This window comes from Bradyrhizobium sp. JR4.3 (assembly GCF_040547695.1).
Lineage (GTDB): Bacteria > Pseudomonadota > Alphaproteobacteria > Rhizobiales > Xanthobacteraceae > Bradyrhizobium > Bradyrhizobium canariense.
In genome coordinates this window covers 76,627-101,885 of record NZ_JBEPQF010000004.1, presented here as the reverse complement: position 1 = coordinate 101,885, position 25,259 = coordinate 76,627, and the positions used below count along the sequence as shown (strand labels likewise).

Below are 25,259 nucleotides of genomic sequence, written 5' to 3'. Positions count from 1 at the left end.
ACTAAGCAGCCTGCTCGGCGTCTGCCGAGACGCCGCCTTCGCGCTTCTTATTGATTAAATTCAACAGATGAGCCGCTGCCCTCGCGTCAGATAATGCTCGATGGTGATTCTCAAGCTCGATCCCGTAGATCGCGCACAGCTTCCCGAGTCCCTACAATTTTTGCCCGGGATATCGGCGACGCATTCCGACGCAAGCGCACAACTTCGGAAAACGAAAGCGCCGTTCGGGCCGTCCGTACTCGTATGACAGAAATTCGCGCTCATGGAGGATATCATGCGTCGACCGGCGGCCTACCCGGCACTGCAGACGCAGATTGAACAAGTGGTCCTCGGTGCCGTTAGTGAAGCTCACCTTCGGACGCGAGTGGAAGGCGCCACCTTCGGGCCGGAAATGATGATCGAGGCGCAAAACCGGCTAAAGGCCGCGGCAATCGACCATGCCGAGCAAATCGGACATCATGGATATGACTGCCTTGTTGGCGTGACGGGTCTCTTCACGAGCGAGTGCCGCGTTTGGTGGAGCGATCGCTTTGACCTCGTTTCGGGAGAGCCGGGATGAGCTTGCGCCTCGTGAAAACGCTTGCTGAAATGGAGAATCGCGACGAGTTGCATATGTCGCGACTTTTGATCCTTCTTCAAAGCGCCGACGTCAGAAAGAAGACGCCGGAAACGAAAGCCAAGGCGGTCGAGGGCATTACAAAACTCGCGAAGCTAGACTATTTGGTTCGTTATCCGACGAGCCTTGAGCGCGTGCTGTTGCGTTTGGATAAGGGCGCGGAAAAGGTACAAGTCCTTCCGCGCGAGCGGACATCGATCGAAGCCAAGATGATACGGTTTCGGTATGGTCCTTGGGATGCTCGCTATCGGCGTTGGCTTGGCCTCCTCCATGCGCGCGGTCTCGTCATGCTTGGCGTTACGGGCAATACGATTGAGATCGGCCTGACGGATAAGGGACGCGAGGTCGCGGCCCTACTTCGGCAAGATCCGCTCAACGTCGACGTCGCGCGCCGGAGCGACCTTACAGTTGCGGCTGTCGGTTCAATGAACGCGACGCGCCTTAAGGATTTTGTCTACGAAACGATACCTGAAATCATAGATATGAAATGGGGAGAGGCGCTCTCGCCATGAAATTTAACATTCCCGCGTTAAGTCTATCCTTTCGGCAAGAGGACGTCGTGCAGCGCTTCACCAATCTGTCCTACTTCTGGGGACAGATGGGCGCCGGAAAATCCAGCATCGCGAAGATGATCGACTATTGCCTTGGAGCGCGCGTGGAGCTTTCTCCTGCGATGCAGAGCGAGTTTGTTGCAGCTAGTCTTACCCTGGAGCTGCAGAATGGAGCCTTGACCATCGAGCGGGAGCGCGATGCCAATAACGTTCTTACTTCCTGGGGGAGCGGGGCGGACGCCATCCAATTAGTACTTCCCGCCAGAGTGGCCGCTGGCATCGCCCTTCCAGGAACAGAGGTAGAAACGCTCTCCGATCTCATTTTCCATCTGTCTGGGCTAACGCCTCCGCGAGTGCGGAAAAGCAAGAAGCGGGACGACTCGGACAGTGCACGGCTCTCGATCCGAGACCTCCTATGGTACTGTTATTTGGACCAAGACGAGATCGACAGTTCTTTCTTTCATCTGCAACGTGGCGGGGACACTTTCAAGCAGCTCAAAAGCCGCGATGTTTTGCGCTACATTATCGGTTTTCATGATGAACGTGTTGCCGAGCTTGAGGCGGAACTTGACCGGCTACGGGGTGAGCGCATTGGCATTGCTGCAACTATTGAGAGCTTGCGCCGAGCGCTCAAGCAAGTCGGGATCGAAACCGAGATAGAGATTCGAGCGCGCCAGAAGGTCTTAAGCGAACGAGATGCAGAGCTCCGTGATGAGATTTCGACGCTCCGGTCGCAACCCGACCTCGAGAAATTGACCGATCATGCTGCTGATCAGCTCCGCGACACGGCGCTTGAGCTCGGTAGAGCCATTGCCGAACTCGATGAAGCCGTGGCCGATCTTTCGGCCAGCGCGAATCGGGATCAGCGTCACCTCAATGAACTTGAGACTCTTTCGGTGCGCTTCAAGCGTTCTCGTTCGGCACGGGAGGTGCTCAGTGGCGTTCAATTCAACTCGTGCCCGCGTTGCACCCAGGCACTCCCGGAGCGTCACGCTCCGCTATGTCATGTCTGCGCTCAGCCCGACGTGAGCGAGGTTGCCGACCCGCAGGAAGCCGCACTGATCGAGAGAGACCTCAAACAGCGGATGGCGGAACTTAAAGACATCTTGCAACGTCACGACGCCGCCCTAGCCGCGAACCGAAGACAACGCGAAGAATTGGCCTTTCGCAAGCGTCGGATAGAGCACGAGCGCAACGAAGCGCTTGCACGCTACGACTCTGCCTACCTGTCGACCGTTTTGGCGAAGGAGCATGAGCGGGCGGCTATCGCGCAGAACATCGCAAATCTTGATAGCCTTGCTCGCTTCCCGCGGTTGCTCGACGAGCAAAGCGAGCAGCTCGGGAAAATCGTTGAACAGGAAACAAAGGTCCGCGTCGCCTTACGCGCTGCCAAGGCTGCTGCGGAAGAGGACGAGACCAACCTTGATGAGCTGAAGAGACTCTTTCTCGATTGCCTGTTACGGGCTGAAGTCCCGGGCATCTCTGCAAAGGATCAGGTGGTTATCTCGAAAGCAGATTTCTATCCCGTCATTCGTAGCGGTGGCATTGATGACGAAAGAGAGACGTCCTTCACGACGCTCAGCAGCGGCGGCAAGAAGACATTGTTCAAATGTTGCTTTGCAATAGCGCTTCATAGGCTCACGATGAAGCTCGGCGCGCCACTTCCGAATCTGCTGATCATCGACTCTCCGATGAAAAACATCAGCGAGAGGGAGAACAGACAGCAGTTTCACAGCTTCTATGACATGCTCTACGACTTGAGTACGAACGAGCTCAAAGCAACGCAGATTATTCTTATCGACAAGGAGTTTGCGGCTCCGGGTAAGGGGCTCGACGTCACCGTGATGGACCGACACATGAAACCGCTCGACCCCGAGAATCCGCCGTTGATTCCCTACTATCGCGGAAATTGAGCTCAAGATGAATTAGGAGCGGTTCTGAGCTTCACTGAAGCGAGCGTCTTTGTAGAACGATGAGCTTCGGACCGACGATAGCACCCTTGAGGTGCGTTACCGCCTTCGACCAAAGAACATATTCTCCGTATGTGCTTTTAACTGTCCTGACCCGGCTTGAGGCGAGAACGACCAGCCACAACGAGCTGCACAGTGCGGTCATGAGAATTGATCAGCGACCAGCTCGGATGTATCAATGAGATATCCCTCGTGGCGAAACATCAATCGGCCAACTCTGGGAAATCAAGGACTTATGCTGGATTTGGTAGCGGGAGAGGGACTCGAACCCCCGACCCCAGGATTATGATTCCCGTGCTCTAACCAGCTGAGCTACCCCGCCACAGGGTCGCGAGGGCCTGACAAGGCCGATCTCGCGAACGCGCGGCATATAAGGAAGAGGGCGGCGGGCTGTCAATCCGCCTTCGCTTCCGCTTAGCGAAAGCTTCGGCGGACATCGCCGCGGGTGGAGACGAATTGGCTTGTTTTGAGCTTAATTTCCGGCCGCACCGTCATGGCCGGGCTTGTCCCAGCCATCCACGGACTTCTTCGCTGCCGCCGAGAACGTGGATGCCCGGGACGAGCCCGGGCATGACGACGAGATTGGGGATGCGGAACAGGCTCCGCCTACGCCAAGGCTTCGGCGCGACAAGCTATTTCGGCCTTACTGTCGGATCCCCGCCGGGGCTGCCGGGGGGCGGGATCACGGGCATGGCGCCGTTCGTGCTGGGCGCCGGGGCGTGCATCTCGGGATCGACGCCGGAGGGCGGGCAGAGCACGCCGTCCGATTTGGCCAGCTTGTCGCCGAGCGGTTCCCGGGACTGGCCGGTTGTGGTGCCGTCGGCTGAGCGGTTCGGGCGGTCCTGCGGCGTACAATTCGTCGCATGCTGTGGGGATGGCGGCGCGGTTTGTTGCGGCGGCGTCGCCGGGGCGGGCGGGGCCTGCGCGATCGCGCTGCCGGAGGCGGCGATCAGGAGGCTGGCCAGAATGATGTTCGATGTGGTGCGCATGGGAGGGAAACGCGCGGGGCGCGCGCCCTGTTCCCACCCCCGAACATTACGATTTGAGGTAGCGGATCAACGAAAAGTGCCCCATCGGCGGCATCGGGCGGCGCTCCGCCAGCGTAACGCCGCCATGTTTCGCGGCCCAGTCGACCAGGCGGGCCCACGGAAACTCCGGGCGCCAGCCGAGACGGCGAGCCAAGGGCGCAAACGCGAGTTCGGAGAGTTTGCGCAAACCCTTTTCGGCGCCGATGTGATTGACCAGGATCAGCTCGCCGCCGGGCTTGAGCACGCGCACGAACTCGTCGAGCGTGCCCTCCGGATCCGGCACGGCGGTGATGACGTATTGCGCGACCACCGCGTCGAAGAAGTTTCCGGGGAAGGCGAGATTCTTCGCGTCCATCACTGAGAGCACCTCGACATTGCTCAAGCGCAGCGCACGCACGCGCGATTGCGCCTTGCGCAGCATCGGCTCGGAGATGTCGACCCCGCAGATTTTTGTGGTGCGCGCATAATCCGACAGCGAAAGCCCGGTGCCGACGCCGACGTCGAGGATGCGGCCGCCGATGCGGTCGGCCTCCGCGATGGTCGACTGCCGGCCGGCGTCGAACACCTTGCCGAACACGAGATCGTAGACCGGCGCCCAGCGGCCATAGGCCTTCTCGACCCCGGCCCGCGAGATGTCTGCTGCCATGCCCCTGCCCTATATATTTTTTTAGCCGCGGACCGCTTCTGCGAGCGGCCTCGTCGTGCTGCTTGCGGCCTTCGCGGCGGCGCTTTGAATGAAGCCGCCGCCGAGCACGCGGGCCTGGCCGCCAGGTGCGTCGTAAAACACGCAGGCCTGTCCCGGCGAAACGCCCTCTTCGCCGGCGACGAGCTCGACTTCGTAATGGCCGTTCGCACCGCGCAGCCACGCCGGCTGGGGCGCGCGGGTCGAGCGCACGCGCACGAACATTTCGAGGCCATTGCCGATGGCGCGGTCGATGTCGCCATCGCCGATCCAGTTGACGTCGCGCAAGGTGATGCGGTGCATCTTCAGCGCCTCGCGCGGGCCGACGACGACGCGGCGGTTGGCGGCCTCCAGCCGCACCACGAACAGCGGTGCGGCGGCTGCGATGCCGAGGCCGCGGCGCTGGCCGATGGTGAAATTGGCGATGCCGTTGTGACGGCCGAGCACGCGGCCGTCGAGATCGACGATGTCACCGGGGTCCATCGCGTTCGGCCGCAGGCGGGTGATGATGTCGGTGTAGCGCCCGGTGGGCACGAAGCAGATGTCCTGGCTGTCGTGCTTGTCGGCAACCGCGAGGCCAAAGCGCCGCGCCAGCTCGCGGGTCTCGGGCTTGGTCATGTCGCCGAGCGGAAAGCGCAGATAATCGAGCTGCTCCTGCGTGGTCGCGAACAGGAAGTAGCTCTGGTCGCGATCGGCGTCGGCGGCACACACCAGCGCGCGCGAGCCGTCGGCGCGGCGGCGCGAGGCGACGTAATGGCCGGTGGCGAGCGCGGTGGCGCCCAATTCGCGCGCGGTCTTCAAGAGGTCGCGGAACTTGACCGAGCGGTTGCACTCGATGCACGGCACCGGCGTCTCACCGAGCGCGTAGCTGTCGGCGAAATTGTCGATGACGGATTCGCGAAAGCGGTCCTCGTAGTCGAGCACGTAATGGGGAATGCCGAGCTTGGCCGCGACATCGCGGGCGTCGTGGATGTCCTGGCCGGCACAGCAGGCGCCCTTGCGATGGGTCGCAGCACCATGGTCGTAGAGCTGCAGCGTGATGCCGACGACGTCGTAGCCTTCCGCCTTCAAAAGCGCAGCCGTCGTCGATGAATCGACGCCGCCCGACATGGCAACGACGACCCTGGTATCCTCAGGACGGCCTTCGAGATCCAGACTGTTGAGCATGGGCCTTAAAGCGTTGTGGACGGCGGCGTTGGGCGATCCGCTGGGTGCTTCCGGCGGGACATCGGCGATCCCCGGGAACTGAGAGTTCCCGAAGGGCACGGCCTGCCCGGTCGAAAGCGGTTGAGAGCTGTCTCTTTAATATAGGCGGCCTTCCGGTGAAGCAATCACGGACCCCGCAAGGTTTACGGCAATTCTTGCCGGGGAGGCAGAAATGGCGGGCCTTCGAGAGGCCCTGAGGCGGGGACGCCAAATCATCAACCCATTGATTTCATTCAATAAAGTTACTCAGCGCGAGGATGGCCCGCTCCTTGCTCCCTCTCATGGCGAAGATGTTTCCAAGGGGTTGCCTGTGGTCGGTCGTACGTCAGATGTCGTGGCAAGCGTGCAAGTCCCGAGCGCGCAGCAAAAGCCTGCCCGGTCGCAAGCGCCGAAAGAGAACTCCGCCAACGACCCGTTCGGCTCGCTGGTGGACAGCAACACCCAGGCGATCAGCGACAGCGCGGCGTCCTCCGCGCAGGACTCCCCGCGCCGGACCGATTCATCCTCCTCCGCCTCGGACAGGAGCCCGCGCGATCGCTCGGCGACCGACAAGCCCTTGCAGAGCAAGGCCAGCGACGACGCTGACAATTCCGCGTCCGCCAAAAACGACATCAAGAACGACGCCAAGAACGACGCCAAGAGCGACGCCAAGAACGATACGACGGCTGATGCGGCCAAGGCTGATAGCAAGACCAAGGACAAGCCGGAGGCGTCCGACGCCAAATCGGCCGACAAGTCTGCGGACAAGTCCGACGAGACCAAGGGGGACAAGGCCGACGGCAGCCTTGCCGCCGTTGACGCCGTCGCGGCCGCGCAGATTGACGCGACGCAGGCCGCCGCTGTGCCCGATCCAAACGCACTCGTCGTGGCCGTGCCGGCCGATCCGAACGCGGCTACGAACCAGGCCGCCGGCTCCGCCTCCTCGCCGCTGACGATTGCCGCCGCCGGCATCGCCGCCAGCGCGTCCATCGCGGCGCAGATCGCCGGCCCCAAGACCGATACCGCGACGCCGGGCGACAAGAGCGCCAAGACCGCAAGTGCCAAGGTCGATGCCGACACTTCGGCGACGCTGGCCGATGCCGCGACCGGGACGACCGATTCGACCGCGACCGATGCCAAGACCAATGGCGGCCTGATCGCCGCGGTCGACCAGGGCACGCCAAAAACCTCGTTCAAGGCCGCAGCCCTTGCGCACGGCGCGGGCGACGTCTCCAATATCGGCCAGGACACCGGCAAGGCGAACGCCGCGCAGACCTCGGCGACAGCAGCGTCCGCCGCCACGGCGCATCCGCAACCGGACAAGCCGTCCATCGATGCGAACGCGGCCGACGCCAAGGCTGGGACTTCCGACCGCACCGCCGATGCGGCACCGGCGACGACAACCAATCATGCCCATGCCGGCACGCAGGTCGCTGTCCCCACCACCGACACCGGCGCGCAGGCGGCCTCGGCCGTGCAGGCGTCGCTGACCAATACGACTTCGGCCGCGACCGCTTCGACCGCGACGCTCACGGCGACCGCGGCCACCAATACGGCCATTCCGATCAGCGGCGTGCCGATCGAAATTGCCGCCGCTGCGCGCGCGGGCAAGACCCGGTTCGACATCAGCCTCGATCCGCTCGACCTCGGCCGCATCGACGTCCGCATCAATGTCGACCGCAACGGCCAGGTCACCTCGCATCTCACCGTCGAGAAGCCGGAGACGCTGCAGATGCTGCGGCAGGACGCGCCGCAATTGCAGCGCGCGCTCGACGATGCCGGCCTCAAGACCGGCAGCAACGGGCTGTCCTTCAGCCTGCGCGACCAGAACTCGTCGGGGCAGAACTCCGGCCAGAACAACGACAATGGCGGCAATGCCCGCCGGTTGATCGTCAGCGACGACGACGCAGTTCCCGCAGCCCCGGTCGGGCGCAGCTACGGCCGCATGCTCGGATCGAGCAGCGGCGTCGATATCAGAGTGTGAGGAGTATTCGATCATGACTACCACGAATGCCGCCACCGCCCCGTCCGTCGTCTCCGGCACGACCGACCTGCCGAAAACCTCGTCGAACCCAAGCCTGGGCTCGAGCACCGGCGCGACGCTGGCCGGCAACTTCCAGACCTTCCTGACGCTGCTGACGACGCAGCTGCAGAACCAAAACCCGCTCGATCCGCTGGACACCAACCAGTTCACACAGCAGCTGGTGCAGTTCGCCGGCGTCGAGCAGCAGCTCAAGACCAACGACTCGCTGTCCCAGCTCGTCACCCTGCAACAGACCACGCAGGCGACCCAGGCGCTCGGCTTCGTCGGCAAGACCGCCCTGGTCGACGGCACGACCGCAAGCATGACCAACTCGTCGGCAACCTGGCATCTCAACGTGCCCAGCGACGCCACCGTCGACATCACCGTCGCCAATGCCAGCGGCCAGACCGTGTTCACCGGCAAATACACCGCCGGCGCGGGCACCGACGTTCCGTTCACCTGGAACGGAATGGGCAATGACGGCACGCAATGGCCCGACGGCAAGTACACGATCTCGGCCACGGGCAAGGACGTCGCCAACAACAATGTCGGCATCGCCGCGCAGGTGCAGGGCACGGTGTCATCCGTGGACCTGACCCAGTCGCCGCCGCTGCTGACCATCGATGGCGCCAGCTACACGATGAGCCAGGTCAAGAGCATCATCGCGACGGCCAGCAATTAAAGGCGGAATGCCGCTGTGTCGTCCTGGCGAAAGCCAGGACCCATAGCCACCGAAAGTCGTTTTGGCGCGAGGAAGTAACTCCGAGTCTTCGCCAAACTTCGCGCTGGGGTTATGGGTCCTGGCGTTCGCCAGGACGACGTTGAGGGCCGTGCGACACCCCCGCAGGCCTCTTTCGTTAGTAAAGTATTTACGAACACCCCCCTCGGCCCGCCCGGACGCACCGTCCCGCCGGTCGAGACGGCTGCGTTCCAGCCATTTTCAACGAGAATTGTATTGAAGCCTTAGGCTTAGCGGATTTTTAAGTCGGCGGGCGTAGGGTTCCTGAGTGAGTTCAGTGGTTGAGAGTTTGTGAGTACGCCATGACAGAACCCCATCGCCCGAGGGTAAAATACGTCATCGGGCCGGACGGTAGTCCGTTGACGATTGCGGATCTGCCTGCACCCGGCACCAAACGCTGGGTCATCCGCCGCAAGGCCGAGGTCGTCGCCGCAGTCCGTGGCGGTCTTCTCTCCCTTGAGGAGGCCTGCAGCCGTTATACCCTGACGGTTGACGAATTCCTCTCCTGGCAGTTTTCGATCGACCAGCATGGTCTGGCGGGACTTCGCACCACCCGTATCCAACAATATCGCCAGTAGGCAATCCGGAAATCTGCGGCTTTTGACGAAAATCGGCCTCGCCTTGCGAGGCCGATTTTTTTCATGTTTCGTTTTGGCGCTACTTTTGTCGCAGCTCTTAACCTTCGTTAACCATATCGAAACCATCACCTAGGCAATAATTGCCCAGTCGGCCTTTCCTGTGAAAGCAGCCGAATCTGTCGGGGCGGTTGCTTGCAAGGTCTTGCGGACTTTCTGAAGGGTATCGGAGCCGCCCGGTTCGGGGCGATGATCGCGGTCACCGCCGCGCTCGTCGGCTTCTTTGCGTTCGTCATCATGCGCGTCACCACGCCGCAGATGACGACGCTGTTCACCGACCTCAGCGTCGAGGACTCCTCGGGCATCATCAAGGACCTGGAGCGCCAGGGCATCCAGTTCGAGCTGCGCAACGAGGGCACCATCATCATGGTGCCCAAGGACAAGGTCACCCGCCTGCGGATGAAGCTCGCCGAGGGCGGCCTGCCCAAGGGCGGCGGGGTCGGCTACGAGGTGTTCGACAAGTCGGATGCGCTCGGCACCACCTCTTTCGTCCAGAACATCAACCATCTCCGCGCGCTGGAAGGCGAGCTAGCCCGCACCATCCGCGCCATCGACCGCATCCAGGCCGCCCGCGTCCATTTGGTGCTGCCCGAGCGCCCGCTGTTCTCGCGCGAGGCGCCGGAGCCGTCGGCCTCGATCGTGGTGCGGGTCCGCGGCGCGCTGGAAGCCCAGCAGATCCGCGCCATCCGCCACCTCGTCGCCTCTGCCGTGAACGGGCTGAAGCCGCAGCGGGTCTCGATCGTCGACGAGACCGGGCAGCTGCTCGCCGACGGCGCCCAGACCGATCCGGAGCAGGCGATGGGCGACGAGCGCCGCACCGCCTTCGAGAAGCGGATGCGCAAGCAAGTCGAGGACATCGTCTCCTCCGTGGTGGGGACGGGGCGCGCCCGGGTCCAGCTCTCCGCCGATTTCGACTTCAACAAGATCACCCAGACCTCGGACAAGTACGATCCCGAAGGCCGCGTGCTGCGCTCGACCCAGACCCGCGAAGAGCAGAGCATGACCGCCGACAACAACGGCCAGGTCACCGTCAACAACGAGTTGCCGGGCAACCAGCAGAACGGCGGCGTCGCGGCCAAGGACCAGAGCAAGAAGAGCGAAGAGACCAACAATTACGAGATATCCCGCACCACCAAGACCGAGGTGACCGAGGCCGGCCGGGTCAACCGCATCTCGGTCGCGGTGCTGGTCGACGGCATCTACTCCAAGAACGACAAGGGCGATCTGGCCTACCAGGACCGCACCAAGGAGCAGCTCGACCGCATCGCCACGCTGGTGCGCTCGGCGATCGGCTTCGACCAGAAGCGCGGCGACCAGGTCGAGGTCGTCAATCTGCGCTTTGCCGACGCCCCCTCCACCACCCCGATCGCGGAGCCGAGCGGCTTGCTCGGCATGCTCCAGTTCACCAAGGACGACGTCATGTACTTCGTCGAGCTCGGCGTGATGATGCTGCTCGGCCTGGTCGTGCTGTTCCTGGTGATCCGGCCGCTGGTCAAGCGCATCCTGGCATCGGACGAAGTCGCGGCCGCCATCTCCGGCGTCCTCACCGGTCCGGCGAGCGACGAGGCCGCGCCCGCCAGCCAGCCGCTCCTGCCGAGCGGCGCCGCGAGCGCGATCGACGTCGCCACCGTCCAGGGCCAGGTCCATGCCCAATCCGTCCATCGTGTCGGCGAACTCGCCGAGCGCAATCCCAACGAGACCGTCGCCATCATCCGCCAATGGCTGACCGAACCCACGAAATAATCGAGAAGTGATCTGACATGGCCGCTGCCCTGCAAAACGCCAATTCCAACGACATCACCAGCGTGATCTCCACGCTCGGTCAGCGTGCCGGCAGCCGCGGAGGCGCGAAGGTCGACGCGGTGGCGGGGCCGAAGCGCGCCGCGATCCTGATGCTGGCGCTCGGCGAGCAATATGGCGGCAAGATCTGGTCGCTGCTCGACGACGACGAGGTGCGCCAGCTTTCTCTGGAGATGTCGACGCTCGGTACCGTCGAGGTCGACACCGTAGAGGACATGCTGCTCGAATTCGTCTCGCGCATGTCGGCCTCCGGCGCGCTGATGGGCAATTTCGACGCCACCGAGCGGCTGCTCCAGCAATATTTGGCCCCCGAGCGCGTCAACGGCATCATGGACGAAATCCGCGGCCCCGCCGGCCGTAACATGTGGGAGAAGCTCTCCAACGTGCAGGAAGAGGTGCTCGCCAACTATCTCAAGAACGAATATCCGCAGACCATCGCGGTCGTGCTGTCGAAGCTGAAGCCGGAACACGCCGCGCGCGTGCTCGGCATCTTCCCCGAGGATCTCGCGCTCGACGTCGTCAACCGCATGCTGAAGATGGAGGCGGTGCAGAAGGAGGTGATCGAGAGCGTGGAGAAGACGCTGCGGACCGAATTCATGTCCAATTTGTCACAGACCCGCCGACGCGACGCCCACGAGGTGATGGCGGAAATCTTCAACAATTTCGACCGCCAGACCGAAACCCGCTTCATCACCTCGCTGGAGGAGGACAACCGCGAATCGGCCGAGCGAATCAAGGCGCTGATGTTCACCTTCGACGACCTCGTGAAGCTGGATTCCGGCTCCGCCCAGACCCTGATGCGCAACGTCGACAAGGACAAGCTCGGCGTCGCGCTCAAGAGCGCCAACGAGGACGTCCGCAATTTCTTCTTCGGCAACATGTCGTCGCGTGCGGCAAAAATGCTCCAGGATGACATGGCGGCGATGGGTCCGGTCCGCCTGCGCGACGTCGACGAGGCCCAGGCGCTGCTGGTCAACCTCGCCAAGGATCTCGCCGCCAAGGGCGAGATCATGCTGACCAAGAACCGCGCCGACGACGAGCTGGTGTATTGATGGCCGCTCCGGCAAAATTCCTGTTCGACAACGACTTCGCAGCGCCCGACCGGACGCGCGAGAAGGCCGCAACCGCGGCCGAGATCGCCCAGAAGGTCGCGGAAGCCGAGGCGCGCGCCTATCAGGACGGCTTCGCCGCCGGCCAGCGCGAGGCCAAGGCCGAGAGCGACCGCCGTGTCGCGCTCGCCATGGAAGAGATCAACATCGCCATCCGGGGCATCGCCTCGGGCATCGGCAACATCGAATCCAAGATGGAGACCGAGGCGGTCGACGTCGCGGTCGCAGTGGCGCGCAAGCTGTGCGCCGATCTGGTCGCCGCCGAGCCGCTCGGCGAGATCGTCGCGCTGGTCAAGGACTGCTTCTCGCATCTGGTCGCGACGCCGCATCTCGTCGTCCGCATCAACGACGCGCTCTACGATTCCGCGCGCGAGAACATCGAGCGGCTGGCCAGGCAGAACGGCTTCGAAGGCCGGCTGGTGATTCTGGCCGAGCCGGAGATTGCCACCGGCGACTGCCGGATCGAATGGGCCGATGGCGGCGTCGTGCTGGAGCGCGCCGCCATCGCGGCCAAGATCGACGAAATGGTGGGACGCTATGTTGCGTCCCGCAGGGGGAGTTAAATCATGAGCGACACTGACGGACAGGTCCCGCTGCCCGACCTCAACGGCCCGATGCCGCCTACCGGCACCGACGTCGGCTACAACGAGGACGAATATGCGACGCGCGCCGCCGCCGACCTCGAGGCCGTGTTCGACGTGCCGGTGCAGGTTTCGGCGGTGCTGGGCCGCTCCAAGATGGACGTCAGCGAGCTGTTGAAGCTCGGACCCGGGACCGTGCTCGAGCTCGACCGACGCGTCGGCGAGGCCATCGACATCTACGTCAACAACAAGCTGGTCGCCCGCGGCGAAGTCGTCCTGGTGGAGGACAAGCTCGGCGTGACCATGACCGAAATCATCAAGACTGAACGCGCCTAAAGCGACGACGCGCGGCAGCGCGACCACAGGAGACTGACATGCGGCTTCTCATCGTTGGCACATTGAAGGGCCAGCTCACCACCGCCACCAAGATCGCGATGGCGAACGGCGCCACCGTGACCCACGCCGAGGATAACGAACAGGCGATGCGCGTGCTGCGCGGCGGCAAGGGCGCCGACCTGCTGCTGGTCGACGTCGCCCTCGACATCCGCGACCTCGTGATGCGGCTCGAGGCCGAACACATCCACGCGCCGATCGTCGCCTGCGGCATCACCAACGACGCCCGCGCCGCGGTTGCCGCGATCCACGCCGGCGCCAAGGAATACATCCCGCTGCCACCGGACCCGGAACTGATCGCAGCCGTGCTGGCCGCGGTCGCCAACGATTCCCGCGAGCTGGTCTATCGCGATGAGGCAATGGCCAAGGTGATCAAGCTCGCGCAGCAGATCGCGGGCTCGGACGCTTCGGTGATGATCACCGGCGAATCCGGGACAGGCAAGGAAGTGCTGGCTCGATACGTCCACACCCGCTCGGCCCGTGCCAAGCGCCCGTTCATCTCGATCAACTGCGCCGCGATCCCCGAGCATCTGCTGGAGTCCGAGCTGTTCGGCCACGAGAAGGGCGCCTTCACCGGCGCGATCGCTCGCCGCATCGGCAAGTTCGAGGAGGCAACCGGCGGCACGCTGCTGCTCGACGAAATCTCGGAAATGGACGTCCGCCTGCAATCGAAACTGCTCCGCGCCATCCAGGAGCGCGTGATCGACCGTGTCGGCGGCACCAAGCCCGTCCCGGTGGACATCCGCATCATCGCGACCTCGAACCGCAACTTGGTGGACGCGGTGCGCGAAGGCACGTTCCGCGAAGACCTCTTGTTCCGGCTCAACGTCGTGAATCTGAAGATCCCGCCGCTGCGCGAGCGTCCCCTCGACATTCTCGAGCTCGCTCAGCACTTCGTGAAGAAATATGCCGAAGCCAATGGCGTGCCGATGCGCCCGATCTCGGCGGAAGCGCGCCGCGTGCTCTCCACCAACCGCTGGCAGGGCAACGTCCGCGAACTCGAAAACACCATGCACCGTTCGGTCCTGATGGCGCAGGGCGACGAGATCGGTGCCGATGCGATCCTCACGCCCGACGGCGACCGCCTCGACCTCGCCAAGACCGCGCCGGCCGTGGCGCATGCCACCATGGCCGCCGAGCAGGTGACGCGGGCACTGGTCGGCCGCACCGTCGCGGACGTCGAGCGCGACCTGATCCTGGAGACGCTGAAGCACTGCCTCGGCAACCGGACCCATGCCGCCAACATCCTGGGCATCTCGATCCGCACCTTGCGCAACAAGCTCAACGAATATTCCGACGGCGGCATTCCGATCACGCCAGCCGGCACCCCGGGTGAATATCCGCGCATGCCGATGGTGGGGGCGTAGGCGCTCCTGCCGAACATTGAGACTGCGAATGCCCGGGGCTGGTCCTCGGGCATTTTTGTTGGTGAAGTGCAGACAGCCTCCAGACTCTCAATGTCGTCCTGGCGAAAGCCAGGACCCATTACCCCAAGGGGGAGTTTGGCGAAGATTCGTCGTTCGGTACTCCTACCACCCTCCGTCGACAGATTCCGCGGTATGGGTCCTGGCTTTCGCCAGGACGACGTTGGGGAGGCAGCGTGCATCAAACCCGCAGACTGCGACATGGCCGCACCGCATTCTCCGACTAGGTCAAGCCCCCGCAAAGCCCTATAAGCGCCACCGAGAACCACGCGAGGATAAACATGTCTCAAGCTCAAATCACGGATTGGCTGGCGACGCAGCGGCAGGCGATGATCGACCTGCTGCGCGATGTCGTGAACATCGATTCCGGATCCTATGACAAGGAAGGCGTCGATGCGGTCGGGGCGCGGTTCGAGCAGCATTTCGCCGAGCACGGCATTCCGTTCCGGCGCGAAAGCCACGCCACTTTCGGCGATGCGATCCATGCCGAAGTCGCAAAACCCGGCAGCAACGAGAAGCCGGTGCTGTTGATGGGGCATCGCGACACCGTGTTCGGCAAGGGCGAGGCCGGACGGCGTCCGTTCACGATTCAAGACAAGCGCGCCTATGGTCCTGGTGTTGCCGACATGAAGTCCGGCGTCGTCATGAACATGTTCGTGGCAACCGCCTTTCACAAATTCGGCGGCAACCCGCACCCGATCAAGCTGCTGATCACCTCGGACGAAGAAATCGGTTCGCCCTCCTCGCGGCCGGTGATCGAGCGCGAAGGACGCGCCGCGCGCGCCGTGTTCAATTCCGAGCCGGGCCGTCCGACCGGCAATATCGTCACCGGCCGCAAGGGCGGCATCTTCATGCATGTCGCCATTACCGGCAAAGCCGCGCATTCCGGCGCCAATTTCGCCGCCGGCGTCAGTGCAATCGGCGAGCTCGCGCACAAGATCGTTCATATCCACGCGCTGACCGATCTCGACAAGGGCATCACGCTCAATGTCGGTCTCGTCTCGGGCGGGCAATCCGTCAACACCACGGCGCCTTACGCGGAAGGGCAGATTGACCTGCGCTACGTCGATCCGGCGGACCGCGCGAGGGTGATGGCGGCGATCGAGACCATCATCGCGACACCTTACGTGCCAGGCACCAGCGCGACGCTGACGGTCAAGGGCGAGTTCGTGCCGGTGGTGCAGAGCGCCGATTCAAAGGCGCTGTTCGAGAACTATCAGGCCGCCGCAAAGCAGGCCGGCCTCACCACGCTCCAGGGCGAGTTCTCCGGCGGCTGCGCCGATTCCGGTTTCACCGCAGCGGTCGGAACGCCGACCATCTGCGGCCTCGGCCCGGTCGGCGGGCTTGCGCACACGCCAGAGGAATATCTCGAGCTCGACAGCATCGTCCCGCGCGCGCAGGCGCTGGCGCTGGCGATCTTGCGGGGGTGAAAACAGCTGCCGTAGGGTGGGCAAAGCGAAGCGTGCCCACCACTTCAGGTGCCGCGGAAAGATGGTGGCCACGGCGCAAGTGCACCTTTGCCCACCCTACGAGACCTCCCGAACCTCACGAATAGCTCGGCGCATCCGGCCTGCGGAATATCTGGATGGGGTCGCCCGGCACGATCGGATGGCCGCTGAACATCGCATAGGCGTAGAGCGCGAGATAGGCGATCGCGAGCGCGCCGACCGCGTAGAAGGCCCAGGTCGCGACGCGTTTCATCATTGCGCTCCATTGCTGTCCCGGCGGGAGGCTCAGGCAGCGCTTCTAGAGCGATGACGCGGAAAAGGCCAGCCTGCACGGCCCATCGCCAGCGGCGATCAAATGCCGCGGCGGACGTGGGTGGGAACGCTGACGTCCGCAAGCCTGACGGCGTCTTCGTCCTGATCCACCGCCACATACTGACCGTGCCAATAGGCCAACGCAGCGTTGCGAGTCGAATTCTTGACGTCTCGCACTCGGCCGATGATGATGCCGTGCGAATGGCGCTCGAAGATGTCCTCGACCTCGCAATCGACGGCGGACAATGCGCCAACCAGCAGCGGAACACCCGAGACCGCCGTCACCCATCTGGCGCCCGCGAAACGATCGGCACCCTTGAGCCCGCCCTTGCCGGCAAAGCGCTCGGCGATTTCGAGCTGATCGGCCGCGAGGATGTTCACGCCGAAGGCACCGTAGCGCCGGATCAGCGGGAAGGACGAGGCGTCGCGATTGATGCTGACGATCAGCGTCGGCGGATCGACCGAGAACGAGCTGACCGAGGTGACCGTCATGCCGGTGATGTCCTTGCCCCGTCCGGCGGTGATGACGCTGACGCCGCCGGTGAGATGGCGCATGGCGCCGCGGAAATCGGCGGAGGAGACGACAGTTTGGGTCATGAGATCGCGGGGCACTACATTCATGGCATCGTCCCCGAGCCGGGGTCCCTGTCTATCTAGGTACGATCGTCCGCCGACAAAAGGTGGCTCAGGATCGAGCCTTCGAGACCCGCGAGCTCGGCCGAGCCGCGTTCGCGGGGCCGGGCCTTGTTAACCACGACGTCATGGGCGATCCGCCCTTCCTCGATCACCAGCACCCGGTCGGCCAGCGCGACCGCCTCGGCGACATCGTGGGTCACCAGGATCGCGGTAAAGCCCTGGTCGCGCCAGACGCGCTCCAGCAACCGCTGCATCGAGATACGGGTCAGCGCATCCAGCGCGCCAAGCGGCTCGTCGAAGGCGAGCACACGGGGACGCGAGACCAGCGCGCGGGCAAGGGCTACGCGCTGCTTCTGGCCGCCCGACAGCACCGATGGCCACTGGTCGCGCTTATCGGTCAGCCCCACCTCGGTCAGCGCCTTCTCCGCGCGTGAATGCGCGTCGGAAGAGGCGCGATCGCGGCCGAGGCCGACCTCGACATTGGAGAGAACGCGGGCCCAGGGCAACAGCCGAGGCTCCTGGAACATCACGCGGATATCCTCGGGCTTCACGGCGTCGCCGAGCGAGATGCTGCCAGCGTCGAACTTCTCCAGGCCGGCGATGAGGCGCAGCAGCGTGCTCTTGCCGCAGCCGCTTTTGCCAACGATGGCGACGAACTGGCCGGCGGGGATGTGCAGGTCGATGCCGCGCAGCACCTCGTTGTCGCCGTAGGATTTGCGCAGGCCGCGGATGCTGAGCGGCAGGCCGGAGGTCTGCACCGGGCGCTCCTCGCGCACGACGCGGGCGTGAGGCGCGAAATTGGCGCGGGTTGCGAGTTCGGTTTCCGGAAGGGAGGTACGAAGGGCAGTCTGCATGTGATTCCCGGTATTTCTGCTCAGCGTTTCCAATAAGCGGGGTGCCAGGAGAGCGTCAGGCGCTCCAGCACGCGGGAGGCGCTGTCGGCGAGCTTGCCGAGCAGCGCGTAGATCAGGATCGAGAGCACCACGACGTCGATCAGCATGAACTCGCGCGCCTGCATCGCCATATAGCCTAGGCCCGAAGACGCCGCGATGGTCTCCGCGACGATCAGGGTCAGCCACATGATGCCGAGTGCAAAACGGATGCCGACGAAGATCGAGGGCAGCGCGCCCGGGAAGATCACGCGGCGGAACAGCTCGCCGTCAGTCATGCCGTAGATGCGGCCCATCTCAATCAGCTGCGGATCGACGGTGCGGATGCCGTGCAGCGTGTTGAGGTAGATCGGGAAGAACACGCCGAGCGCCACCAGGAACAGCTTCGCGCTCTCATCGATGCCGAACCACAAAATGACCAGCGGGATCAGCGCCAGATGCGGCACGTTGCGCACCATCTGCAGCGTCGTGTCCGTGAGCTTGGCCGACAGCTGCGACAGGCCGTTAGCGAGGCCGAAGGCAAAGCCGATGCTGCCGCCGATCAGGAAGCCGATCGAGGCGCGCCAGAACGAGACCCAGATGTTGCGCGCGAGCTCGCCGGAGAGCAGCAGCTTCCAGCCCGCAAGCACGACGTCGCTCGGCGCCGGCAAGACCCGCGTCGGCACGAAGCCGGTGACGCTGGCGACCTGCCAGATCGCGATGATGGCAAGCGGCACGATCCACTGGATCAGGCCGTCGACGCGCGGCAGGCGCAAACTGCGCGGGAGTGAAACGCTGTCGATCAGGCTCATGATTGCGACACCTTCTGCTGCGGACGCAAGTCGCTGCCGACCGTTTCACCAAAAGGACCGCCGTTGAAGTGCAGCTTGGTCACGTTGCTGGGCTGCTCCAGCGAGAGCAGCGGGAACACCAGCTCGGCGAAACGATAAGCTTCCTCCAGATGCGGGTAGCCCGACATGATGAAGGTATCGATGCCGATGTCCTGATACTCCTTGATGCGGGCCGCGACCGTCTGGGCGTCGCCGACCAGTGCCGTGCCGGCGCCGCCGCGCACGAGGCCGACACCGGCCCACAGGTTCGGAGCGATCTCGAGCTTGTCGCGCTTGCCGCCATGGAGCTGCGCCATGCGCTGCTGGCCGACCGAATCCATCCGCGCAAAGTTCTTCTGCGCCGTCGCGATGGTCTCGTCGCTGACATGCTTGATCAGCTCATTGGCCGCTCGCCAGGCCGCGTCATTGGTCTCGCGGACAATCACGTGGAGCCGGATGCCGAACGATAGTTTTCGGCCGCGTGCGGCGGCGACCTCCCTCACCTTGGCGATCTTCTCCGCGACCAAAGCCGGCGGCTCGCCCCAGGTCAGATATTTGTCGACGGTGTCGACGGCGACGTGGATGCCGGCATCCGACGAGCCGCCGAAATAAAGCGGCGGACGCGGCGACTGCACCGGGGGAAACAGCAGCTTGCCGCCTTCGACATGGATGTGCTTGCCCTCGACATTGACGGTCTTGCCGGCGAGCAGCTCGCTATAGACGCTGAGGAACTCGCGGGTGACCTCGTAGCGCTCGTCATGGGCAAGGAAGATGCCGTCGCCCTTGTTCTCGACGGGATCGCCGCCGGTGACGACGTTGACCAGAAGCCGACCGTTGGTGATGCGGTCGAGCGTCGCTGTCATGCGCGCGGCCACGCTCGGCGATTGCAGGCCCGGCCTGACCGCCACGAGATAGCGCAGCCGCTCGGTGAACGGCGCGACCGAGGAGGCGACGATCCAGGAATCTTCGCAAGATCGCCCAGTCGGCAGCAGCACGCCGAAATAGCCGAGCTGGTCGGCGGCCTGCGCGATCTGGCGCAGATAGTTGAAATTGACCTCGCGGCCGCCGGTGCCGGTGCCGAGATAACGGCCGTCGCCGTGGGTCGGCAGGAACCAGAGGATGTTGGCGTTGCTCATGGAGGTGCTCCGATGACTAGCCGTACGTCGTTCCGACCGCGGCAGCGACGATGCCGATCGATATGACGATGGCTGCGAATACGCGTTGAACGATACGCCTCATGTTCAAACCTTTTGAAATGGGGAAATTGGTGGGCACGATCACGCTGCCGGGTTGCGCCAGACGATGTCGCGGATCACGATCGGCTTCGGGATCAGGCCGAGCTTGTGGAAGCGGTCGGCGACGCCCTGCTGGGTCGTGACGATGTCGTCGGTGACCGGGCCGACCACGAAATTCGCGCGATTGGCGGCGAGGGTCTGGATGTCCAACGGAACGCCGGTGATCGCGGCGAGCGATTTGGCGACCTCGTCGCGGTGCTGTTCGGCCCATTTGCCAGCCGCGGTCGTCACGTCGATGATCTGTTGCAGGACCGCCCCGTGGTTCCTCGCGAAATCGCGGTTGGCGATGAAGAAGGAATTGGTCTTGGTGACATCGCGCGCATTGATCAGGATGCGGCCGGCCTGCTTGGTCTCGCCGATCGCGAAGTACGGATCCCAGATCGCCCAGGCCTCGATACTGCCATTGGCAAAGGCCGGCCCGGCATCCGGCGGCGTCAGATAGACCGGCGTGATGTCGGCGTAGGTGAGGCCGGCTTTCTCCAGCGTCTGCACCACGATGTTGTGGGCGCTGGATCCCTTGGTGAAGCCGACGCGCTTGCCCTTCAAGTCGGCGATGCCGCGGATCGGCGAATCCTTCGGCACCAAAATGCCCTGCCCGTTGGTGATAGGCTGGCCGGCGGCATAGACGATCGCCGCGCCCGCGGCTTGGGCGACCACCGGCGGGGAATCGCCGACCGCGCCAAAATCGATGCTGCCGACATTCATCGCCTCCATCATCGGAGGTCCCGACGAGAACTCGACCCATTTCACGTCGATGCCCAATGGCGCGAAATGTTTTACCAGGGCGGCCTGCTGACGCGTGATAACCAGCACGCCGGTCTTCTGGTAGCCGACACGAATTTCCTTCACCGCGCCTTGTGCTTTGGCACTTGAAGCGAATGCGGCGGCTGCCGCAGTTCCAACGGATAGTTTGAGAAAGTCCCGACGTTGCATCCGACACTCCAGGCCGCGTGCGGCCGTCCTTCATTCGTGTTCGTGAATGATGGTGCGGCTGATCGGAGGTGTCGAGACGCGCGGAAAAATAGCGATGCAAGCACTGCGCAGTTGGCAGAGCGCATGATTAATCTTTCAATCAGCGGAGCGAACGCAGGGGATATTTTTCCGCACGCGAATGTGAAAAACGCACGCAGCCCGGCCGAGAAATTAAAAATCGCGAAAACAACCCCATGCACAGTAGCCGGCGCGTGCGAAAACAATGACTTACGTTTATCCGAATTTGACTTGACTCGTCGGGCAAAACAGGAGCAGGATGGCATCATGGCCGCGTTACGGATGGACCGGTCCTTGCCGGACTAATGCAGCCACCTCACCGGCAGATTCTGCAGTCCGCGGAACGCCCAGCCGCCGATCCGCACCGGTTCGTCGTCGGCAAGCTCGATCCGGCCGGCACGGGCGAACAATGTCGGCAGTGCGACGTCGGCGATCATGGCGCGGGAGGCCGAGGCACCGGCGCAGAAATGCGGGCCAGCACCGAACGCGACGCTCTTGGCCGTGTCACGCCGCACGTCGAACTGATCGGCGCGCTCGAAATGCTTCTCGTCGCGATTGGCGGAGCCGAACATGAGGAATACGCGTTCATCGGTTTCGAACGCGACGTCGCGGATCGACCACGGCTTTGCGATGCGTCGCGGCGACATGCCGATCGGCGAGATCCAGCGGGCATATTCCTCGAAGGCCTGCAGCCAGGTCACCTCGCCCTTGCGCACGAGATCGAGCTGCTCGGGATGGCTCAGCAGCGCCCACACCGTGCCGGCGATCGCCTTGCGCGGCTCGTTCTGGCCGCCGGAGATCGCCAGTTTGACATTGGCGCGCACGCTCTCCATCGCCATGTCCGACGCGAGCAGCACGCCGAGGAGGCTCTGGTCGGGATGCTTGCGCATCACAGGCAGGATGTCGTCGATCGCCGCATCGATGCCCGACGTCGCCGCATGGCAACGCGCCTCGACGGCCGCGTCACCGCTGTAGTTGGCGATGCCCTCGATCATGCCCTGTGACCAGGCGTCCATATCCGCAAAGCCGATATTGGTGAGGCCGGTAATCGACTTCAGGCATTCGCCCGAGAACGGCAACGCGAAGTCGCGCATGAAATCGATACGTCCGGGCTCGATCGCGTCAATGATGCGATCGGCATGGGCCTGGAACAGCGCGGCCCAGTGCGCCTTCACCGTCTTCGGCGACACCGTCGGAAACATCGCGCGGCGCTCGACCTGGTGCGCCTCGCCGTCCTTGCGCATCATGTTGTGGCCCATCAGCCGGTTCATCAGGCCGGCAGGCTGGTGCGAGGAGAACACGTCGATCTGCTTCTCGGAGATCGAGATGTCGTCGCGGCTCGTCAGTAGCGTCGAGCCGAGCTGCGGCACGAAGGCGATCGGCGCCTCCTTGCGCATCTTGGCGAGCATCGGATAGGGGTCGGCCCAGAACGCGGCCGGGTCGATGTCGATGCGCGGCGCCGTGCTCAAGGCGGCCTCCCTTGCTGTGTCCTCGCCAAGCTAATGCCTTCAAGCGCCGCCGTCTGTCCCCAGCGATTGGGACAAACGGCCTTAGGGCGTGTCTTCGCAACTCGAATGGCCCACGACGGGCGTCGACCAGACATCCGCCTGCGAGCGACCATGCATCAGCCAATAGTCGTTCTGCCAGCTCTCGTAACCAAGCAATTCGCCAAAGCGCCGTTCGCGATCATCGGACCAGGCTCCGGGTTCGTTTAGGAGCGCAAGCATGGCATCAACCCGCCACTCATGGCCGGGCAACGCGTAGAAGAGGCTCCGATATTCGAACTGCGGCGCGTCAGGACATGCTTCGATCAGCTCGCGTCTTGTCAAGCAACCCTCAGTGACGTGCCTGTCGAACATGCGCCAATATCGAATGCAAATATCTGGCTCCTGGCCAACGATGTCCATGAAATACGCGAGCGGCTTGATACCCCTCAGCATCAAGCCGAGCTCTCTGTTGGTGTGAACCAGATAAGGCATTTGACAAATCCGCTCAGGATACATGTTGGGCATGTTGGTCGCGCAACGTTAATTTCTGCTGAGAGTCTCTTGCGGACGCGCCAGCTGGCGCCGAGCTTTTCAGGGTGGCCGAAACATCTCGCCCCGCCAGACCCGCCCCCCTTCGTTTCGTACCCGAGTTCATTACTCCAAAGCACCCGCTATGCGTCGCGTGAACCGGCGGAATCCAACGCGTAGATCTCTCACCCTGAACATGAGGGTTATGAGCCATTCTGGCGTTCCCAGATGACGGAGTGTCTGCGCAATTCCCTGATCCATGCTCTGGCTCATATTCTGGTCGGTGTAATGCGTGCTCCCCTCACGGCTCCAATCAAGTCTCCAAGCGATCTCTTCTCGCAACGCGTCGACGCCCGACAGACGCCGAGCAAAATCCAACTCTCTTCTGGCGCAGATCCGCTCGATCCGGGGGCGGACGGCTTCATAGTAGTGGATGCCCCAGTTCTCGAGCCTTGCGTGGGTCGCCTCGTGTACGATGGCGGACGCGATCCACTCGACCGTCGTGCTTTCAGAATCGACGACACGCGCGTCGAGCAGGCAGGCGTTTATTGAATGCTGATAGCATCCGGCGCCGTGCGGAACCAATTGCACCCAGATTCGAAAAAGACTCTTCTTGATGCGCCGGTAGTGAAGTGGAGCAAACCGTTCGATCAGCCGCAGCGCGGCTTCGACGCGTTGCAGGGCTCGCTCGGGATCATCCGATAAAGATCCGATCCAGAGGCCGTCGACAACGCGGCTTTTCGACATCCACAGCCCGATTCTATCGATGAGCGAAGGTCCTGTCGCTGGGGAGCCGCGAGACATGGTGGTCGACATCTCTTCCGATCGAGCTAGCAGATCTCAAAGCTAATACAGGAGCTCCGCTTCGGCGGGTTTTACGATTTGGTTCCAACTTTATCGATCGCGGAGGCGATGTCCGCATCGGGTTTGGCACCGGGCCGGAGATCCGGCCCTATCCCGGCAGCAGCCGTGCAGGACGAAGCTTCGATGTTCGCTTATGGACCAGACCCGTCCCTCTTCCCGTATAGTAGAGGCTGCTGAAGCGGAGAGAACATGAGCGTGGCGGAATCATTCGACGTGCCATCGAAATCGGCGAACGGAACGGCAAGATTACCTTCGATGAACTAAATCAGCTGTGTGACAGCAGCACACTTGATCCCAAAGACGTTGAACGCGTTCTCAACGCCCTGAGTGAAGCGGGGATTTGGATTGAAGGAGACTGAAACCTGACTCTGGTTATATCGCCTACAATGGGTCACAGAGCGACAGTCCCGGAGGGCGGCAGCGTGTCCGCCTTGCTCTCGGAAGCAGGGACTCGCGGGCCTGGAGTACCCCTTAGTTCAGGCCGCGTGGACCGGCGAGCAGGCGCAGCACGATTCCAAACAATTCGTTCTGCGCGGAGATGCCGAGCTTCCCATAAGCGCGCTTGCGATAGGTCAGGGTCGAATGCAGGCCGATGCCGAGCTTTTGCGAGATCGCCTCTGAGCTGAAGCCGAGCAGGATGTGGCGGCAGACCTCCTGCTCGCGCGGCGTCAGTGCTGCAAGCGGCGCGCGCGTCGCGAACAGCGCGGCGAGGTTCTGGTCGAGCGGCGCGGTCGCGGCCTGCTGGAAATGGCGTGCGACGCTGGCACCGATCGCCGGTGCGATGGCCTCCAGCCGTGCACGCTGGGCGTCGCTGAAGCGGCCCTGGGCGGTGATGCGGTAGAAATTGACATAGAAGCAGGTGTCGCCGGTCCAGATCGCGGTCGCGCATTTGTCGACGATGCCGGAATCGGCAAAGAAGATTTTTCGGTAGCGGGCGCCGTACATGCGCGGCGCGAAGGCGGGCAGCACGAGCGGCGCGCGACCCTCGCCTTCGAACAGCGCATCCCGGTTGGGATCGGATTGGTGGAACTGCCCGGCATAGGCCGCACCGAGATCGCCGCCGATGGGGATGTTGCCGGCATCGAGCAGGCAGTGTGCGGCGCCCGCGCGGCTCAACGCGAACACCATGCAGTGACCGACCCCGGCCTGCCGGCGCAGTGTATCGATCAGGATATCAGGGAAATCCGGGCGACCGATGGCGAGCACCGCGGGGGTGATGTCGCCAGCTGCCAAACCTGAGCCTGTCCCGTGGGCCCGCATCGTT

At 63.4% G+C, this 25,259-nt stretch carries 27 protein-coding genes and 1 tRNA gene; 14 read left to right on the top strand and 14 right to left on the bottom strand.

From position 1 onward, the window contains the following. The first annotated feature begins 274 nt into the window (after window positions 1-274). The 3 genes from ABIB91_RS09070 to ABIB91_RS09060 are packed head-to-tail and all read left to right on the top strand — an operon-like array spanning window position 275 to window position 3,080. Window positions 275-559 (top strand): hypothetical protein, encoded by a 285-nt coding sequence (locus ABIB91_RS09070; RefSeq protein WP_354160148.1) that lies wholly within the window; start codon window positions 275-277, stop codon window positions 557-559. After that, window positions 556-1,128, top strand: coding sequence for a hypothetical protein (locus ABIB91_RS09065; RefSeq protein WP_354160146.1), 573 nt, complete (start codon window positions 556-558; stop codon window positions 1,126-1,128). Before ABIB91_RS09070 ends, ABIB91_RS09065 begins: the two co-directional genes overlap by 4 nt. Continuing rightward, window positions 1,125-3,080 (top strand): hypothetical protein, encoded by a 1,956-nt coding sequence (locus ABIB91_RS09060; RefSeq protein WP_354160144.1) that lies wholly within the window; start codon window positions 1,125-1,127, stop codon window positions 3,078-3,080. The genes ABIB91_RS09065 and ABIB91_RS09060 overlap by 4 nt, the downstream gene beginning before the upstream one ends. A gap of 302 nt (window positions 3,081-3,382) precedes the next feature. Here the strand turns inward: ABIB91_RS09060 and ABIB91_RS09055 are convergent. The 4 genes from ABIB91_RS09055 to mnmA form a co-directional block, all read right to left on the bottom strand. Next, a tRNA-Met gene (locus tag ABIB91_RS09055) sits at window positions 3,383-3,459 on the bottom strand. Between the two features lie 310 nt (window positions 3,460-3,769). Next, window positions 3,770-4,126 (bottom strand): hypothetical protein, encoded by a 357-nt coding sequence (locus ABIB91_RS09050; RefSeq protein ID WP_007596151.1) that lies wholly within the window; start codon window positions 4,124-4,126, stop codon window positions 3,770-3,772. Window positions 4,127-4,172: 46 nt separating this feature from the next. Then, window positions 4,173-4,811, bottom strand: a complete 639-nt coding sequence (locus ABIB91_RS09045; protein WP_354160142.1) for a class I SAM-dependent methyltransferase — start codon at window positions 4,809-4,811, stop codon at window positions 4,173-4,175. A 21-nt stretch (window positions 4,812-4,832) separates the two neighbouring features. Continuing rightward, the gene (mnmA, locus tag ABIB91_RS09040) at window positions 4,833-6,014 is read right to left on the bottom strand and encodes a tRNA 2-thiouridine(34) synthase MnmA (protein ID WP_354160140.1); all 1,182 of its coding nucleotides are present in this window, start codon (window positions 6,012-6,014) and stop codon (window positions 4,833-4,835) included. A 349-nt stretch (window positions 6,015-6,363) separates the two neighbouring features. Between mnmA and ABIB91_RS09035 the strand changes: the two genes are divergently transcribed. The 9 genes from ABIB91_RS09035 to ABIB91_RS08995 all read left to right on the top strand — a co-directional run bounded on the left by ABIB91_RS09035 (window position 6,364) and on the right by ABIB91_RS08995 (window position 16,166). Beyond that, window positions 6,364-8,016 carry a flagellar hook-length control protein FliK gene (locus tag ABIB91_RS09035; RefSeq protein WP_502916962.1) on the top strand — a complete coding sequence of 551 codons (1,653 nt, stop codon included), beginning with the start codon at window positions 6,364-6,366 and terminating at the stop codon, window positions 8,014-8,016. 13 nt (window positions 8,017-8,029) lie between these two features. After that, window positions 8,030-8,737, top strand: coding sequence for a flagellar hook capping FlgD N-terminal domain-containing protein (locus tag ABIB91_RS09030; RefSeq protein WP_354160136.1), 708 nt, complete (start codon window positions 8,030-8,032; stop codon window positions 8,735-8,737). Window positions 8,738-9,096: 359 nt separating this feature from the next. Then, window positions 9,097-9,372: a CtrA inhibitor SciP gene (gene sciP, locus ABIB91_RS09025; RefSeq protein WP_002714638.1), complete on the top strand. Its 276-nt coding sequence runs from the start codon at window positions 9,097-9,099 to the stop codon at window positions 9,370-9,372. A gap of 192 nt (window positions 9,373-9,564) precedes the next feature. After that, window positions 9,565-11,172, top strand: coding sequence for a flagellar basal-body MS-ring/collar protein FliF (fliF, locus tag ABIB91_RS09020; protein ID WP_219681647.1), 1,608 nt, complete (start codon window positions 9,565-9,567; stop codon window positions 11,170-11,172). Between the two features lie 17 nt (window positions 11,173-11,189). Continuing rightward, on the top strand, window positions 11,190-12,281 hold the full coding sequence (gene fliG, locus ABIB91_RS09015; protein ID WP_219681648.1) for a flagellar motor switch protein FliG: 1,092 nt from the start codon (window positions 11,190-11,192) through the stop codon (window positions 12,279-12,281). Further along, window positions 12,281-12,901 carry a FliH/SctL family protein gene (locus tag ABIB91_RS09010; RefSeq protein WP_219681649.1) on the top strand — a complete coding sequence of 207 codons (621 nt, stop codon included), beginning with the start codon at window positions 12,281-12,283 and terminating at the stop codon, window positions 12,899-12,901. The genes fliG and ABIB91_RS09010 overlap by 1 nt, the downstream gene beginning before the upstream one ends. Window positions 12,902-12,904: 3 nt before the next feature. After that, a complete protein-coding gene (gene fliN / locus ABIB91_RS09005) occupies window positions 12,905-13,255 on the top strand; it encodes a flagellar motor switch protein FliN (protein ID WP_007596160.1) in 351 nt (116 codons plus the stop codon). Between the two features lie 38 nt (window positions 13,256-13,293). Then, a complete protein-coding gene (gene flbD, locus ABIB91_RS09000) occupies window positions 13,294-14,679 on the top strand; it encodes a sigma-54-dependent transcriptional regulator FlbD (protein ID WP_354160128.1) in 1,386 nt (461 codons plus the stop codon). A 338-nt stretch (window positions 14,680-15,017) separates the two neighbouring features. Further along, window positions 15,018-16,166 carry a M20 family metallopeptidase gene (locus ABIB91_RS08995; RefSeq protein WP_354160126.1) on the top strand — a complete coding sequence of 383 codons (1,149 nt, stop codon included), beginning with the start codon at window positions 15,018-15,020 and terminating at the stop codon, window positions 16,164-16,166. A gap of 115 nt (window positions 16,167-16,281) precedes the next feature. Here the strand turns inward: ABIB91_RS08995 and ABIB91_RS08990 are convergent, their stop codons facing one another. From ABIB91_RS08990 to ABIB91_RS08965, 6 genes are all read right to left on the bottom strand, one after another. Next, window positions 16,282-16,440, bottom strand: a complete 159-nt coding sequence (locus ABIB91_RS08990; RefSeq protein ID WP_018453881.1) for a hypothetical protein — start codon at window positions 16,438-16,440, stop codon at window positions 16,282-16,284. Window positions 16,441-16,535: 95 nt separating this feature from the next. Then, entirely contained in the window at window positions 16,536-17,117 is a 582-nt protein-coding gene (locus tag ABIB91_RS08985) for a flavin reductase family protein (protein WP_354160124.1), read from the bottom strand. A gap of 32 nt (window positions 17,118-17,149) precedes the next feature. Then, the gene (locus ABIB91_RS08980) at window positions 17,150-17,986 is read right to left on the bottom strand and encodes an ATP-binding cassette domain-containing protein (protein ID WP_354160122.1); all 837 of its coding nucleotides are present in this window, start codon (window positions 17,984-17,986) and stop codon (window positions 17,150-17,152) included. Window positions 17,987-18,006: 20 nt separating this feature from the next. Next, a complete protein-coding gene (gene ssuC / locus ABIB91_RS08975) occupies window positions 18,007-18,813 on the bottom strand; it encodes an aliphatic sulfonate ABC transporter permease SsuC (RefSeq protein ID WP_354160120.1) in 807 nt (268 codons plus the stop codon). Then, window positions 18,810-19,967: an FMNH2-dependent alkanesulfonate monooxygenase gene (ssuD, locus tag ABIB91_RS08970; RefSeq protein ID WP_354160118.1), complete on the bottom strand. Its 1,158-nt coding sequence runs from the start codon at window positions 19,965-19,967 to the stop codon at window positions 18,810-18,812. The genes ssuC and ssuD overlap by 4 nt, the downstream gene beginning before the upstream one ends. 141 nt (window positions 19,968-20,108) lie before the next feature. Continuing rightward, on the bottom strand, window positions 20,109-21,059 hold the full coding sequence (locus ABIB91_RS08965) for a sulfonate ABC transporter substrate-binding protein (RefSeq protein ID WP_354160116.1): 951 nt from the start codon (window positions 21,057-21,059) through the stop codon (window positions 20,109-20,111). A 123-nt stretch (window positions 21,060-21,182) separates the two neighbouring features. Between ABIB91_RS08965 and ABIB91_RS08960 the strand changes: the two genes are divergently transcribed. Further along, window positions 21,183-21,422, top strand: coding sequence for a hypothetical protein (locus ABIB91_RS08960; RefSeq protein WP_354160114.1), 240 nt, complete (start codon window positions 21,183-21,185; stop codon window positions 21,420-21,422). On the opposite strand, the gene ABIB91_RS08955 is transcribed toward ABIB91_RS08960, so the two are convergent. The 3 genes from ABIB91_RS08955 to ABIB91_RS08945 all read right to left on the bottom strand — a co-directional run bounded on the left by ABIB91_RS08955 (window position 21,419) and on the right by ABIB91_RS08945 (window position 23,947). After that, complete coding sequence (locus ABIB91_RS08955) at window positions 21,419-22,585, bottom strand: cytochrome P450 (RefSeq protein WP_354160112.1); 1,167 nt, start codon at window positions 22,583-22,585, stop codon at window positions 21,419-21,421. The genes ABIB91_RS08960 and ABIB91_RS08955 overlap by 4 nt on opposite strands. An 81-nt stretch (window positions 22,586-22,666) precedes the next feature. Further along, a complete protein-coding gene (locus ABIB91_RS08950; RefSeq protein WP_354213002.1) occupies window positions 22,667-23,128 on the bottom strand; it encodes a hypothetical protein in 462 nt (153 codons plus the stop codon). A 129-nt stretch (window positions 23,129-23,257) separates the two neighbouring features. Continuing rightward, on the bottom strand, window positions 23,258-23,947 hold the full coding sequence (locus ABIB91_RS08945; RefSeq protein ID WP_035993509.1) for a hypothetical protein: 690 nt from the start codon (window positions 23,945-23,947) through the stop codon (window positions 23,258-23,260). A 218-nt stretch (window positions 23,948-24,165) separates the two neighbouring features. On the opposite strand from ABIB91_RS08945, the gene ABIB91_RS08940 reads away from it, so the two are divergent. Next, on the top strand, window positions 24,166-24,354 hold the full coding sequence (locus tag ABIB91_RS08940) for an RNA polymerase sigma factor region1.1 domain-containing protein (RefSeq protein WP_354127286.1): 189 nt from the start codon (window positions 24,166-24,168) through the stop codon (window positions 24,352-24,354). Between the two features lie 112 nt (window positions 24,355-24,466). Here the strand turns inward: ABIB91_RS08940 and ABIB91_RS08935 are convergent, their stop codons facing one another. Then, window positions 24,467-25,255, bottom strand: coding sequence for a helix-turn-helix transcriptional regulator (locus ABIB91_RS08935; protein WP_354160108.1), 789 nt, complete (start codon window positions 25,253-25,255; stop codon window positions 24,467-24,469). Window positions 25,256-25,259: the final 4 nt, after the last annotated feature.